The sequence below is a fragment of the Chelonobacter oris genome (genome assembly GCF_000772535.1).
Taxonomy (GTDB): Bacteria; Pseudomonadota; Gammaproteobacteria; order Enterobacterales; family Pasteurellaceae; genus Chelonobacter; species Chelonobacter oris.
Genome location: NZ_JSUM01000014.1, coordinates 14,033 through 29,445 on the forward strand (window position 1 = coordinate 14,033; position 15,413 = coordinate 29,445).

Sequence of the window (15,413 nt, forward strand, 5' to 3'; positions counted from 1 at the left end):
ATGGAGTATTTTTAATGACGTTACCCAAATCTTTTTTAGCCGTTATCGCAAAATCGTTGGCTTTACTGTCAATCGGCGGACAACTTTATGCCGCTGAACAGCAAACAACAAGCAATGGCAATACCGTTACTGCCAATGAACCGACTATTGAAAGCGCTCCGACCGCAACAGCACAGGATAGCGAATATGCTTCTCAAGCAAATGTCGAAATTATTCTGTTTCAACGTTTATTCGAAAACGACGGTTTAAATCAAAAATTCCCCGAGCTGACCTCAACCATTCCGGTAGCAAACGCCGTCGTGCCTGCTGAGAATCAAATTTATGCCCATATTCTGTCTGCCAATGAAATGCAATTGAATGATATTTATACCAAGTTTCAACAGCATGATGCCTATATTCCGTTTTACCATCAAGCTTGGGTACAACCGCTGACATCACAACCGTTGGCAGTGCCGGTTCGTATTCAATCCGATGCTTCTTCAATACCGACTATCGACGGAAGATTACTTATTTGGCAGGATAACAATATTGAGTTGAATTTTAACTTGGCTTTCAGTTATCACTCAGTGCAAAAATCGTCGGATTTTCCTGACAACCTAAATCAGGATATCGCCACTGTACCGGATATTGATGCGACAGATGCCGCTGATCCAGCGCTTACAGATAACAATGCGATCGCTATGACGACTCACACCATTCAATATCAAAGCCAAAGCAGTTATGTCGACAATCAAATGATGTATTTCGACCATCCGTTATTCGGTATTTTAGTATTGATCAACAGTGCCGACGGCAAGCCGTTAAAAGGCGTGAGCAATAGCAACAATATGTTGCAATAACTACCGACTAAATATCAAAATAAAAGCCATGCAAATGATGATCTGCATGGCTTTTTTATGCCGGTCAATTCGAATTATGGCAGAATTGCTTCTTGATCCTGACCTTCTTTTTCAATTTTCGGCGGTAACATATGCTCTCGATCCAGTCCTAAATCCAGTGCAAGTGTAGTTGCGATATAAATCGAAGAGTAAGTACCAAAACCAATCCCGATTAAAAGTGCCAACGAGAAATTGTGAATACTCGGCCCGCCCCAAATATATAGTGCCAGAACCACAACCAACGTTGTCGCAGAGGTCATCAAAGTTCTTGCTAATGTCTGAGTCAACGAAATATCCAAAATTTCTTTTGCCGCAGTGCGACGGATTTTACGGAAATTCTCACGAATACGGTCAAAAACCACAATACTGTCGTTTAAGGAGTAGCCGATTACGGAAAGAATAGCCGCCACAAACGTCAAATCAATTTCAATCTGTAAAGCGGCAAACACCCCCAACGTGACAATGACATCGTGCGCCAATGCCAGAATTCCGCCGGCGCCCAAACGCCATTCAAAACGTAAACCGACATACAGCAACAGCATAATCAGAGTTGCCAATGTGGCGTAAATCGCCGCTTCGGTCAGCTCTTTTCCGACATTCGGTCCGACAAACTCAATACTATTTACCGTTGACTTTGCATCAATGCTGTGCAGAATATTGACGATTTTAGGGCCGATAGTAGTATCGCCGTCCTCGGACGGCAGCCGAATCATCACATCACGCGTACCACCGGAAGCCTGTACCACCGCACTGCCAAATTCATTTTCCGCCAACACCGACCGCACTTTAGGCAAATCCGCCGGCTGTGAGAAAGAGGCTTCAATCACGGTTCCGCCGGTAAAATCCAGCCCCCAGTTAAAGCCTTTGGTGATCACAAAAAAGAGGCTGATCGCCACCACTGTAAGCGAGAAAATATATCCCGGAATGCGGTATTTCATAAACGGCACAACTCTGCGTGCCAATTTCACGCCGCTTTCCGTTTCAATAACCTGTTTTGCTTTTATATTCACGTTAAATCCTCATCTAAATCGACAACTTGTCAATACGCTTGCCGCCATACAGGAAATTTACAATGGCACGTGTTCCGGTGATCGCCGTAAACATTGAGATTGCAACGCCTAACGATAAAGTAATGGCAAAGCCCTTAACCGGGCCGGTACCGACCGAATATAAAATAATCGCCGTTAAAATCGTGGTCAGGTTAGCGTCAAAAATACTGGAAAATGCGCCGTTATAACCTTCACTGATAGCTTGCTGTATGCTTCGCCCGTTACGCAGCTCTTCTTTTATCCGCTCAAAGATCAACACGTTGGCATCGACCGACATTCCGACCGCCAAAACAATCCCGGCAATTCCCGGCATAGTCAGCGTCGCCCCCGGCAATAGCGATAACACCCCGATTAACAATACGATATTTAACACCAACGCAATGTTGGCGATAATACCGAATTTGCGGTAAACCACGATCATAAACAGAATCGTAAAGCCTAAACCGTACAGACTGGCTTCCATACCTTGTTCGATATTCTGTGCCCCCAATGACGGACCGATCGTCCGCTCTTCCACAATTTGAATCGGTGCAATCAAAGCCCCGGCACGCAATAATACCGACAAATTCAGCGCTTCCGCTGGGCTGTCGATGCCGCTGATACGGAAGCGACTACCCAACCGATCATTGATGGTGGCAACATTAATCACTTCTTCGTGTTTTTCCAGAATCGGCGTACCTTTATCATCAACCCGACCGCTCTCTTTATACTCACTGTAAAGCGTCGCCATCGGCTTTCCGATTGCATCACGGGTTGCGGCCGCCATCAGATTACCGCCTTCACTGTCGAGTGTAATGTTCACCTCCGGACGACCGGTAGTGTGATCACTGCCGGAGGTCGCCCCGGTAATATGCTCGCCGCCGAGAATCACTCGACGATACAGCACCACCGGATTGCCTTCCCGATCATTTTTAATCTCGGAATCGGACGGTACCAATCCGCGCGCCGCCGAATCAGGATTGGCATCGGTATTTAACAAACGAAACTCCAGTGTTGCGGTCGCACCCAAAATTTCTTTGGCACGTGCCGTATCCTGTACCCCCGGCAATTCAATGACGATCCGCTCTGCGCCCTGACGCTGTACGACCGGCTCTGCTACCCCCAGTTCGTTCACCCGCTTACGCAAAATTGTCAGATTTTGCTCAATCGCATGTTCACGTACCTGTGCCAATTCGGCATCCGACATCGCAACCGTAACAATATTGTTATTCGCGGTTTGCTCTAACGTCGGATCCAGACGTCGAATCAGGCTTTGCGCTTCGGAAAGTGATGCCTGCTCCCCAAGGGTCACGACTGTGGAATAATTATCGCCCTGACGGATATTGGTATAAGGAATTCTGGCTTTACGCAATTCTGTCCGCAAATTGTCCTGACGTTGGGTTTGTAATTTCTCAAGTGCGGTATTCATATCCACCTGCATCAAGAAACGCACCCCGCCGCGTAAATCCAGCCCCAGCTTCATTGGGCTGCCGCCAATCGCCTCCAGCCATGCCGGTGTTGCCGGCGCCAGATTCAGCGCAACCGAATAACCGCTGCCCAAATTTTCCGCCAGCTTATCTTTGGCAAGCAATTGATCATCGGTATTGGTAAATTTTGCCAAAATCGAACCGTTTTCCAACTGTAACGATTTCACCGGCAATTGATTTTGTTGTAGAACTTGTTGAACACGTTGATAAGTGGTGTTGTCTGCCTGCTGTCCGCGCGTGCCGGAAACTTGTACCGCAGGATCTTCACCGTAAAGATTCGGAAGAGCATATAAAATGCCGATGGCGACCAAAATGATCACCATCAGATTCTTCCATAAAGGGAAACGATTTAACACAATTAATGCCCCTTGTTAGCAGGAAGATAAGAAAATTAGAGAGATTTCAACGAACCTTTCGGCAGAACGGCAACCACGAAGTCTCTTTTAATTGTCACTTCCGTGCTATCGTTTAACGCAATCACGATATACTCGTTTTCCGCAGATACTTTGGTGATTTTCCCAATCAAACCGCCGCTGGTCAGCACTTCTTCGCCTTTTGCCAGCGAGGCCATCAGATTACGGTGTTCTTTGGTACGTTTTGCTTGCGGGCGGTAGATCATGAAATAAAAAATCAGGGCGAAAATCACCAAAATAAAGATCATTTGCATTCCGCCGCCTTGTCCTTGTTGCACGTCCATTTTTTTATCCTTTTAAGTCAGTTATTAAATTGATGAATCAAACAAGGCGAGCCAAATCGCCCTGTTCGGAAAGATGTTAAAAATAGCACAAAAACCATTTAAAGTGAAAATCTTCTTAACGCGCTTGGTTATTTTGTTTGGTCAAAAGCGTGATATTCGTTCAATGGCGGCACTGGCTTGCCGATTCGGGCATAAAAGCGGGCGACAAACTGTTCCAGCTCTCCGTTCTCGATTGCCGTGCGCAACTGTGCCATTAAGCGTTGGTAATAACGTAAATTGTGAATGGTATTCAGGCGAGCGCCCAAAATTTCACCGCACTTGTCCAAATGGTACAGATACGATTTGGTATATTTTTTACAAGTATAACAATCGCATTCCGCTTCCAGCGGCGAAGTGTCGTCACGGTATTTGGCATTGCGGATTTTAATAACGCCGTCGGCGGTAAACAAATGCCCGTTACGTGCATTGCGGGTCGGCATCACACAATCGAACATATCAATGCCGCGACGCACGCCTTCCACCAAATCTTCCGGTTTACCGACCCCCATCAAATAGCGCGGTTTATCTTGCGGAATTTGCGGGCAAACATATTCCAGAATACGGTGCATATCTTCTTTCGGCTCGCCGACCGCCAAGCCGCCGACCGCATAACCGTCAAAACCGATATCGACCAGTCCTTCGACCGAGACTTTCCGTAATTCTTCATACACACCGCCCTGAATAATGCCGAACAATGCGTTTTTGTTGCCCAATGCATCAAAGCGCTCACGGCTGCGCTTCGCCCAACGCAGCGACATTTCCATTGAGTTTTTGGCATAATCGAACTCCGCCGGATACGGCGTGCATTCGTCAAAGATCATGACGATATCGGACCCCAAATCATATTGGATCTCCATTGATTTTTCCGGCGATAGGAAAATCTTTTCGCCGTTAATCGGATTACGGAAATGTACGCCTTCTTCTTTAATTTTGCGGATATCCCCCAGACTGAACACCTGAAAACCGCCGGAATCGGTCAGAATAGGCCCGTGCCACTGCATAAAATCATGCAAATCGCCGTGTTTGCGCATCACTTCCTGCCCCGGACGCAGCCAAAGGTGAAAGGTATTGCCCAACAGAATTTGTGCGCCGCTGGCCTGCACCTCTTCCGGCGTCATGCCTTTCACCGTACCGTAAGTGCCGACCGGCATAAACGCCGGCGTCTCCACATGGTATTCGCCGTGCGGACGTTGGAAAGTCAGACGCCCGCGGCGGGCACGTCCATCAGTTTTTTGTAGCTCATATTTCATTTTTACTCCTCAACGGAAAAACAGTCCGAAGATTAACGGTTAAAAGTGCGGTGATCCGCACTTTCGCTTAATAAAATCAATCCAGTCCCTTTACATCGGGATTTTTAGTGATAAACATCGCATCGCCGTAACTGAAAAACCGGTATTTTTCTGTCACCGCACGTTGATATGCCTGCATGGTATTGCGATAACCGGCAAAGGCGGAAACCAACATCACCAGTGTCGATTCCGGTAAATGGAAATTGGTAATCAGGGCGTCGATCACCCGAAACGGTTTGCCCGGGTATAAAAAGATTGCCGTATCGGAAAAATACGGCGCCAACAAATTTGCCGCCCGAGTTTGTGCCGCCGCCAACGCCGCACTTTCCACCGAGCGCACCGACGTCGTCCCCACCGCAATCACCCGTTTTCCGGCGGCTTTGGTCGCCAAAATCGCTTGTACGGTTTGTTCGTCCACTTCAACATATTCGGCGTGCATATGGTGATCTTCCACCTTTTCCACCCGCACCGGCTGGAAAGTACCAGCCCCGACATGCAAAGTGACAAATGCGAAATTCACCCCTTTTTGCTGCAGTTTTGCCAATAACGCCTGATCAAAATGCAAACCGGCGGTCGGCGCCGCAACCGCACCAGGCACTTGATTGTAAACGGTTTGGTAACGCTCCTGATCCATCTCTTCATCGGGACGGTCAATATACGGCGGCAACGGGATATGTCCGATTTGCTGTAAGCAGTCCAATAGCGGCACATCGTCCGCCGTTTCCAACTCGAACAACGCGCCGTGACGGGCTTTCATCACCATTTGAATGCCGTTGCCCTCGCCCAATTTGTCTTCGCCGAGAATCAATAATGCCCCCGATTGCGGCGCTTTTGACGCCCGAACATGCGCCAAGCAGCTTTTTTCACTCAACACCCGCTCTACCAGCACTTCCAGCTTGCCGCCACTGCTTTTGCGACCAAACATTCTCGCCGGAATCACTCGCGTGTTGTTAAAAACCAACAAGTCGCCCTCGTCGACCAGCTCCGTCACATCGCTAAAGCGGCGGTGGCAAAGCTCGCCGTTTGTGCCGTCCAGACACAACAGGCGGCTGCTCGTCCGCTCGGCTTTCGGATAACGTGCTATCAATTCGTCCGGCAACTCAAAGTAAAAATCTGAAACCTGCATTCTCTCTCACCACCGATTAAAATAAGCGTGCTAGTTTATTGATTGTTGTGAGCCTGTGCAAGAAAATCATGCGTTATTCTCTTTTCCGTCAAGCAAAGATTGCGCCATCAAGCCGAACCACTGCTGCATTTTCGCCGTAATCACCGCCAAATTCAGGGATTGATGCTGGCTTAACAGTCGCTGCCAGTAGGGATCGGCACTTTGGTAAGGGGTTTCTTCGGCTAATTTCCAGATCTCATTGAGCAGCTCTTCCGCTGTTTTGGCGCTATCACCGCAAAACAGCGGGTAAAGTGCGGTCGGCAAGACAAGCAATTGCCGTTCAGATTCGACAAAATCGGCAATATAGTGCGCCAGTTGCCGCTCCGCGTCTTCCAGACTCATGTCGTTAAAACGGCAACATTGCACCGTCTCCCCGTCCAGTCCGTAAAAGTGCGGTGTCGGTGCAGTTTGGCGTAACTGTGCGGTTTGTACCAAGTAATACAGCCAAGTTTCAATTTGGTGGTTTGGTTTGACGGCACCGCTGCGCCACTCAATCCGCCGCCCCTGATAGAGGCGGTCGATTTCACCTTGCAACCGATAGGTTTGCTGCCCGCACACAATATCCTGCGCAATCGGCATACTTTCCGCTGTTTGTGATAAATAAGGGGCAATCACCTTGCTGAGCGATTGCAAACGCTCACTGATTTCATGTTGCGAAATGGTTGCAAAATGGGCGCGCGGCAGTTCGCCTTTCAATTTGAAAAACTCGAATTGCTGCGACCAATCCGTCACAGGCTGCCGCAACAAGGCATCACTCAGCTGATAACGCGCCAACGGCGAAATTTGAAACACTTCGCTGTCTTCGATTTCATCGTTGTGTTGGCGCAGATAAACACCCAATTGTTTTTCAAAAAAATAGCGCACCGGATCGACCACAAAACGGCGCAAACTGTCAAATTCAATCACCGGCCGGCTGAACGGCTCGCCGCCCAGCGGTTGGATAAAATCAGAAACCGCACTTTGCCCTGTTGCCGCCACCAGCCATTCACGGGCAAAAGAGCGGTTCGGATTGCGATACTCAAAATTGTCACGGCTGAACACGGTCATCGGATATTGCCGAACCAGTTGTTGCCGGACATCACCGCCGTCTGTCGTTCGGCTTTGATCCGCCAGATAATCCAGTAACTGACTGACCAGCACCGACGGCTGCAACTGTTGGTTATCCGTCAGCGAACGCCCGACATAGCTGATGTATAATGTTTGTTGAGCCGATAAAATCGCTTCCAAAAACAGATAGCGGTCATCGTCACGACGCACCCGATCGCCTTTCTGTACACTGTATTGCATTAAATCAAAGCTGTTCGGCGCTTGCTGACGCGGATAATCGCCTTCGTTCATGCCCAGCAGCGCCACCACCTTAAACGGTATCGCCCGCATCGGCAACAAGGTGCAAAAACTCAGTTTGCCGTTCAGAAAATGAATGCCGCCGTCTTCCTCCGATAAATGGCCGTTAAGCCATTCAAATACCACATTACTGTTCAGTTTACCGTCAAATTCGGTCTCCAAAGCAAGACGGCAAACATCATCAATCCGCTGCGACAGGAACAGCAAGGCATAACGGCTCTGTTCACTTTCGGCAAAAAAGTGTGCCAACACCCAATGCAAATGCTGCTGCCACTGCGCCACATCGTGCGACTGCTGTAAAATCCGCTGCCAATCTTGCAACCGTTGTAAAAATTCGCCCAGTTTACCGACAATTTGCGCATTTAAGCCGTAACTGGAATCAAACGCCACCGTCTGTTGCCAGATACCGTCCGCCTGCCGCATAGCGCTGCCGAGCAACATACGTTCCAGCCCGCTCTGCCAAGCATTATAATTCGGTTCGATGTCGTTTTCATCGCGGCTCAAGCCGTAACGGATACCGTTTTCCGCCACCCAGTTTTTCAAGATTGCCGATTCATTCAAGTCCAGAGCAAAACAGGCGCGCAATTCCGGCACGTCAAGTAAGCCCAAAACCGATTCGGCGCTGAAGGTACTCTCTTTCAACTGTAATAGATTCAAAAACGTCGAAATAATAACATCGCTGTGGGTATGTTTGCGATCGGTAATTTCATACGGGATAAAACGCGGATCCTGATAATCATATTGTGCGAAAACAGCGTGAATATAAGGCACGTATTTATCAACGTCCGCCACCATCACGACAATGTCTTTCGGGGTTAAATCGGCTTGCCGCTCAAATAGATGCAACAACTGATCATGCAGCACCTCCACTTCCCGCATCGGGCTGTGGCAGGCATGAATCCTAATGCTGTCATCATCAGTGTGCAGCAAAAACGGAGCTTGCGGCTGTGCGGGCTGCAAATCCAAAATCGCATTCTGTAGCTGCGCCAGCAGACTCTGCCCCGAGACATCGGCATACGCATCAATTTCATTCGCTTCACTCTGGCTCAATAAATACAAAAAATCCCGCCCCATTTTGCCCCATGCCGCTAATAACGGATTGCCGCTTTGCAATGACGCTGACCGCCCATCGTCAGGGAATGCCGCCTGTTGCCGCTCGTTCAACCAAGAACCGACACCGCCTTGTTGATGCTTCAGCCGTTGCCGCAGCTGTAATTTTCGCAAAAATGCGTTGTCGACAATATCGCCCCAGTAATAACGGCAAGGATTGTTGAAAAAAAGGTGCACCTCACAATGTTGCGCTATCGCCTGAAATGTTTGCAAATAGACCGCCGGCAAAGCGGAAATACCGAAAATAAACAGCCGTTGCGGCAGATGATGCGGTTTATGCGCTGCCAGCTTTTGCAGATATTCATGATGCAGTGCCGCCCGATGCCGGCAAATCGATCCCCGTTGTCCGGCTTGTCGTTCAATTCGGGCATATACTGCACGCCACAATTTCCCCTGCCAAGCAACCGCACCTTGCAATTCCTGATGCAATAAATCGGACATATCTTGTTGTTTGCCGTCAAACAACGATTGCAGCACCGCCTGTTCGTTTTGCTGCTGCCAGGCTTGAATCCAGTCGGGACGATACACCAAATACTGATCGAACAGATCGGCGATTTTGCCTGCAAGTTGATATAGTTTCTCTTGCGACGGCGGTTCGCCCAAATATTTTTTCAGCGGCGCAAAATCCGCCTGTGTCAGCAAGGTGGGAATCAACGCCGTCAAATGCCATTGCAGCGCTTCTTTTTGAAATGCATTCTGTTCCGGCACATCGCTCAACGTGCGGTGGTACTGCTGCCAAATAAAACCGGCCGGCAAAGGAAAATCGATATTGGCGGCGACACCGCACTTTTCGGCGATTTGCAATTTTAACCACTGTGCCATGCCCTGACTTTGCACCAAAACCTGTTCGCTGTGAAACGGATCCGCCAACGGGCTTTGCAGCATCAGGCTGATTAAAATCTCTTTTTGAATCTCTAAATGGTTGGAATAATACAGATGCAGCACAATCGCCCTCCTTTGCAAACTGCCCCATTGTCGGCAAGAGCGGCAACGATTGCAAGCAGGTTTACCGCTTTTCTGCGCTGAGGATCACTTCCCCCCATACAAACCGCACTTTCACCTGTTTACCGTGACAATCAATCTGAAAAACAAGCTGATTTTGCCTGTATTGCGTTTCACATTCCAACCCTAATCGTTGGCGTGCCAACTGATTTTGCGCCAATAACAGCGCTTGATAGCGTTGATAACTCTGTACGCCGTCCCGTTGTTGTGCGCTCAACCAACGGGAAAGTCCCGACAACATTATGCTGAACAGCATCAAAGTGAAAAGCACCGCCACCAGCCCCGCGCCTTTCCGATAATGACAGCCATTGCGTTTATAACGGATCAAAATCATGCCAACTTCCCGCTTGATAGCGCCATTGTTGATGCTCGGCAGCGATTTTTTCGAGCAAGTGCGGTTGAAAAACCAAGCGGTTCCGTTCCCCCAACAGCACTTTGCCATTATGAATCACCGCCCCGAAAATCGTGCCTTCACCGCGGATTTGCAAATCGGCTTCCGCCAGCACAATGCCGTAAAAATCCGCCTCCATCACCCACTCGCTGTCCGTTTTTAACCATAAAACCGCACGTTGGGCATAATCCGCTTTACTCAGCGGCAACGTTAACGGCTGCCAGCTTTCAGGATTTTGTACAAAATCCGCCACGCCCTGCTGTAACGCCTGTTGCGGCAACCGTTTGAACAGCGAATGCCGACGGCAAAGCAGATAGTGCCGCTGAGAGGCGTTTGCAGGCAAAACAAATTCGATCCGAAATGACGAGACCGCACTTTGCCCTGCCGCCGCCTGTCGGCATAGCTCATCGCTATCGGGCATGATACTTTGTGTCAGTAACGGCTCACGTTGCTGCAAATAGCGCCACCGTTCGCCCATATTCGCCCGTTGTAATGCCAAAATCTCACCGTCCCGCCATAAAAACAGACATAGCACCGACGCTAAAATCAGCAGACTCCACAACGTTACCAGCCCTTTTTTCATGCGGATCATCACTCCTCCGATAATAAACGATTATTTGATAAACGGTTGTTTAATAAACGGTTGTGTAATGCAATCACGACCACACTTTGATAACGGATTTGCGGATATTTTTTATAGGCGGCTTCGATTTCGACCGAAACGCCGTGCCGCTGTGCCAACCAAGAAAATTGCAGACGATCAACCCGATAAACCTCACTGTCAAGCAGATCCGCCCAACCTCGGGTATCGCAACCGTTTTCCGCAAGATAGGCATGACATTGCGCCTGTTCGCACTGTTGCACCGTGCCGCTCTTATACATCACTCGCGTTTCCACCATTTTGCTTTTCAAGCGATAACCAAACAGCTCTTTTTGAATTTCACCGGTCGCATTCACTTGATTCTCCCGACACTGTGCGCCGTGGTTGCTGCCGAGACAACCGCTGTGATCCAAGTCATACCAAAACAGCAGACAGCTGTTCGCCGCTTCACGGTTTGCCGCCGTGATGGTGGTCGAACCGCCGTCCGCATGGTTAAACAGCGCCTGATTGGATTGCTCTATCCGTCCGTCAAAATAAGCGAAACCGCTGCGGCTAATGTCTTTTTCCAGTAACTGCAACACCTTATGCACTTCCTGCTGGAGCTGCAAACGCAGCAATAATTCTCGATTTGCCGTTGCCGCCTGCGTAAAAAAAGTGATGATCACCAACAACAAAAACGCACCGATTGTACCGGCCGCCATGACTTCAAACAGGCTGACCCCTGCTTTATACGGCTGTTTAAACCGCACTTGAGATTTAATTGTCATTAACGCAGGCACTGGCGGCTTGATCATCTTTCACCCTTAAACTGCCGACATTGAACAGTGAGAAAATCGACCGCACTTTGCCTGCCTGCAACACAAAACAGGCGGCGGAAAAGGTGTCGCGCACCCCGCTCAAGCGGCTGATTTCCGACGGATAATATTTTTTACTGATGATTTGGGTTTGCGGTGCGAATGCCGGATAGTAAAAATGCGCCCGCAGGCGTGACGGACAGCTGTGTGGAATAAAGCAGTCGCAAATCAGGCTGTCTTTCAGCTGGGCGCCGACACACCACTGCTGTTTTTGCCGATCGCGCTGAATCGACAAAAACCAGATGTCGCCCGAATTTTCCGCCCGTAATTGCACATGTCGCAAAAATGCGAACAACTTGCGCTGCTCTTTCTGCAAGACTTGATAATCCGACAGTGTCTGCCATTGCGGCATCGCCACTGTCGCCAACAAACTCAAAATCAATACCGCCAACAACACTTCCGGCAAAGTAAACCCGTTACGCATTCGCCCTCCTTTTTCGGCGAGTCTAACGCAACGGACAGGAAGGCGAAGTGCGGGGCGATTTTTTTGCGATCCGGATCGCAAAAGCGGTAAATTGTGAGCCTGTTTATCGTTTAATTGATAAACATCTGGGTTAATTCAATGTCTTAAATGCCGTTATTGCCGAAAATGGGCATTTAGCGCATTGCGAATAAAACCGTGATGTGCGCGCAACAGCTGTTTTGCCTGTGGTGCGGAAAGTTGTGCCAGAATCATCAAAATTGCGGTTTTACAGTGCTGTCCGCTCTCTTGCAGCGCCTTTTCCGCCTCTTCCCGTGTGCAATCGGTTGCCTGCATCACTATGTTTTTTTGGCGTTCAATCAATTTATGATTGGTCGCCTGTACGTCCACCATCAAATTGCCGTAAACCTTGCCACAGCGAATCATTGCCGCCGTGGTCAGCATATTCAGCACCAGTTTTTGTGCCGTGCCGGCTTTCATACGCGACGAACCGCTGACAATTTCAGCGCCGACGGCAACACAAACCGGTATTTGTGCGGCCTGTAACAACGGCGAATCGGGATTGCAGGCGATGCCCGCGGTGACACAACCGAGCCGGTCGGCATAATCCACGCCGCCAAGTACATACGGCGTTCTGCCGCTGGCGGCAATGCCGACCACAATATCCTTTGCCGTCAATTGAATCTGTTTTAAATCATCGATTGCCGCTTCCCGATTGTCTTCCGCATTTTCCACCGCACTGAATACCGCACGTTGACCGCCTGCAATCAGCCCGACGACTTGCTGCGGATCGGTGCCGTAAGTCGGCGGGCACTCGCTGGCGTCCAAAATGCCCAAACGCCCCGAGGTGCCTGCGCCCAAATATAACAATCGCCCGCCGTGTTGAAACGCCTCGACAATCCGTTCTACCGCTTGCGCAATCATCGGAATTTGTGTGGCGACAATCGGCGCTACTTTTTGATCTTCCTCGTTAATAATCCGTAAAACCTCAGCGGTCGTTAACCGATCAATTTCCGCAGAACGGGGATTACGACTTTCGGTCACTAAGTGGTGTAAAGCTTTTTGCATCGGCGTTTCCTTGCTTGAAATAACAATTTACAATCAATGTAATCCAAAAATAAAAATATTCCAGATTTTTTGCCGTTTCAGGCGATAATCGGCTGAATATTATTTGATAATGCTGAAAACAACGCAAATTACCGTCGATAAAAAAACCGCACTTTATCGATAAAACAGCTTAATTCATCGGTAAAGTGCGGTTTGCCGGGGGGCGGTTAACTTAAATTTTAACGCCTAATTCTTTTACGGTTTGGGCGGTGGTCCACAAATCGTTTGCGATTAAACGGAAATTGATCAATGCCGCCAGATAGCCGTCGCCTTCAGGAATTTTCGGCCCCGCGGTGGCATCTTTCACCACGGTAACTTCGAAACCTTGTTCGATAAACTCGCGCAAATGGGATTCGATACACAAATTTGCCGCCATGCCCGCCAGAATAACTTGATCGACACCCTGCTTACGCAGTTGCAGCACGACATCATTGGTCTCGGGGCCGAAAACTTTATGCGGATTGGCGATAATGGTTTTACCGTCATAAATATACGGTTTGTACTCTTCCATAAAATCGGCGCCCGACCCTTCAAAGCCTTCCAGCGTATATTGTCCCTTGCGTGCAAACATACCGCTGTCATGCATAAAATGTTCTCCGGGGCCGCCGAATTTCCAGCTGTGATCTTGCGGATAATAATAGTGCGGGGAAACAATCACCGGAATATCCGCCGCTTTTGCTGCTTTGAACAGGCTTTCAATGTTCGGTACTGTGTTGTTCCGAGTGATACTTTCGCCCATTACGCCCCAACTGATGCCTTTCGGGCTTAAGAAATCGACTTGCGGATCGACCACAACCAACGCAACCCGCTTTTTATCCAGTTTCATGCCGTGACGCGGCATACCGTATTGCGCCGGTTCCGCATACGGATCCGTTGTTTTTTTATCCTGTGCCGACACGGCTCCGCTTAATCCCATCGCACCCAGTGCGGTTGCCGCCAGCGCAATTTGCGATCCTTTGCCCAATGCCTGACGACGTGCAGTATCTATTTGTTGTGCTTTATGCTCATTACTCATCTTAATCGTTCCTTTTTGTTGACTCTTCAACATTAACCTTTGAGAATACCGGCAATCTGTTGCTGAAATTCCCGCCGTTTGTTTGCTACGGCGTCAGTATAAGAACAACGGTGTACGGTCGGTTGACGGATCGTCCGAATTTTTTAACCGAGGAACCTATGGATGCGCTAACTGAATTTTTTGCCCGTTTTAACTTCCGCAGCGATCTGTTTTTTAGTGATTTGCTTTGTCGACTCGGGGAATTTAACGAGCCGAATAAAAGCTATTTGCATATTGTACATGCCGGTGCTTTTGAATTGATATTCAGTAACCATCAACGCAAACGCATAACCGAACCCTGTGTGATTTTCTGCCCGAACAGCACATTGCACCGCCTTAATCCATTAGACGAAAACGGGATTACCGTTTCCTGCATCAGTTTTGATTTCGGCGAAGGGGTGAAGAACCCGCTCAATCAAGCGCTGGCGGAGTGCGTGCTGATGCCGCTCGACAACTGCCCGGAATTATTGGCGGTCGGTGCGGCGGTTTATCAGGAATATCAGGCTGAGAAAGCGGGCAAACCGATTGCCGTCCACCATTTATGCAGCTATTTTTTAATTCGAATCATTCGCTACGGGTTGGAAAAACAGCAATTAACCGCCGGATTTTTAAACGGGTTGAGCGACAATAAATTAAGCAAACTGCTGACCGCACTTCATCAACATCCGGCGCACCCGTGGCAGCTGGAAAACATGGCGGAATTAGCTGCGATGTCCCGCTCAAACTTCTCGGCTTACTTTAAAAAAGTATTGGGCATTTCCGCTTTGGATTACCTGACGCAATGGCGCCTGACGATAGCCCAGCGCAAAATGCGGTCCGGCACCCCGATTGCCATTGTCGCCGAAGAGGTCGGCTATCAGTATGCCAGCGCCTTCACCCGTGTTTTCACCGCCAAAATCGGCATGTCGCCGTTAAAATGGCTGGCAAAATATCAAGGAAATTAACC

General features: G+C 49.0%; 14 protein-coding genes. 2 read left to right on the forward strand and 12 right to left on the reverse strand.

What is annotated here, in order from left to right:
• The first annotated feature begins 14 nt into the window (after positions 1-14).
• Entirely contained in the window at positions 15-839 is an 825-nt protein-coding gene (locus OA57_RS08815; RefSeq protein ID WP_034616530.1) for a CsiV family protein, read from the forward strand.
• Positions 840-913: 74 nt separating this feature from the next.
• Here OA57_RS08815 and secF read toward each other — a convergent pair whose 3' ends face one another.
• From secF to OA57_RS08875, 12 genes are all read right to left on the reverse strand, one after another.
• Positions 914-1,882: a protein translocase subunit SecF gene (gene secF / locus OA57_RS08820; protein ID WP_034617129.1), complete on the reverse strand. Its 969-nt coding sequence runs from the start codon at positions 1,880-1,882 to the stop codon at positions 914-916.
• 19 nt (positions 1,883-1,901) lie between these two features.
• A complete protein-coding gene (gene secD / locus OA57_RS08825; RefSeq protein ID WP_084589908.1) occupies positions 1,902-3,749 on the reverse strand; it encodes a protein translocase subunit SecD in 1,848 nt (615 codons plus the stop codon).
• A 35-nt stretch (positions 3,750-3,784) separates the two neighbouring features.
• Complete coding sequence (gene yajC / locus OA57_RS08830) at positions 3,785-4,090, reverse strand: preprotein translocase subunit YajC (protein WP_034616536.1); 306 nt, start codon at positions 4,088-4,090, stop codon at positions 3,785-3,787.
• 128 nt (positions 4,091-4,218) lie between these two features.
• On the reverse strand, positions 4,219-5,379 hold the full coding sequence (tgt, locus tag OA57_RS08835) for a tRNA guanosine(34) transglycosylase Tgt (RefSeq protein ID WP_034616539.1): 1,161 nt from the start codon (positions 5,377-5,379) through the stop codon (positions 4,219-4,221).
• Positions 5,380-5,455: 76 nt separating this feature from the next.
• Positions 5,456-6,544: a tRNA preQ1(34) S-adenosylmethionine ribosyltransferase-isomerase QueA gene (gene queA, locus OA57_RS08840; protein WP_034616542.1), complete on the reverse strand. Its 1,089-nt coding sequence runs from the start codon at positions 6,542-6,544 to the stop codon at positions 5,456-5,458.
• A gap of 66 nt (positions 6,545-6,610) precedes the next feature.
• Complete coding sequence (gene recC, locus OA57_RS08845; RefSeq protein ID WP_034616545.1) at positions 6,611-9,982, reverse strand: exodeoxyribonuclease V subunit gamma; 3,372 nt, start codon at positions 9,980-9,982, stop codon at positions 6,611-6,613.
• Between the two features lie 61 nt (positions 9,983-10,043).
• Positions 10,044-10,373, reverse strand: coding sequence for a DUF5374 domain-containing protein (locus tag OA57_RS08850; RefSeq protein WP_034616548.1), 330 nt, complete (start codon positions 10,371-10,373; stop codon positions 10,044-10,046).
• Complete coding sequence (locus tag OA57_RS08855) at positions 10,354-11,013, reverse strand: DUF2572 family protein (protein ID WP_161788346.1); 660 nt, start codon at positions 11,011-11,013, stop codon at positions 10,354-10,356. Before OA57_RS08855 ends, OA57_RS08850 begins: the two co-directional genes overlap by 20 nt.
• 8 nt (positions 11,014-11,021) lie before the next feature.
• Complete coding sequence (locus tag OA57_RS08860) at positions 11,022-11,798, reverse strand: hypothetical protein (RefSeq protein ID WP_052122454.1); 777 nt, start codon at positions 11,796-11,798, stop codon at positions 11,022-11,024.
• Positions 11,788-12,309: a prepilin-type N-terminal cleavage/methylation domain-containing protein gene (locus tag OA57_RS08865; protein ID WP_034616552.1), complete on the reverse strand. Its 522-nt coding sequence runs from the start codon at positions 12,307-12,309 to the stop codon at positions 11,788-11,790. The genes OA57_RS08860 and OA57_RS08865 overlap by 11 nt, the downstream gene beginning before the upstream one ends.
• A gap of 153 nt (positions 12,310-12,462) precedes the next feature.
• The gene (murQ, locus tag OA57_RS08870; RefSeq protein ID WP_034616556.1) at positions 12,463-13,374 is read right to left on the reverse strand and encodes an N-acetylmuramic acid 6-phosphate etherase; all 912 of its coding nucleotides are present in this window, start codon (positions 13,372-13,374) and stop codon (positions 12,463-12,465) included.
• Positions 13,375-13,585: 211 nt separating this feature from the next.
• Positions 13,586-14,428 carry a cysteine hydrolase gene (locus OA57_RS08875; protein ID WP_034616559.1) on the reverse strand — a complete coding sequence of 281 codons (843 nt, stop codon included), beginning with the start codon at positions 14,426-14,428 and terminating at the stop codon, positions 13,586-13,588.
• A gap of 158 nt (positions 14,429-14,586) precedes the next feature.
• On the opposite strand from OA57_RS08875, the gene OA57_RS08880 reads away from it, so the two are divergent.
• On the forward strand, positions 14,587-15,411 hold the full coding sequence (locus OA57_RS08880) for a helix-turn-helix domain-containing protein (protein WP_034616562.1): 825 nt from the start codon (positions 14,587-14,589) through the stop codon (positions 15,409-15,411).
• The last annotated feature ends 2 nt before the right edge of the window (positions 15,412-15,413 follow it).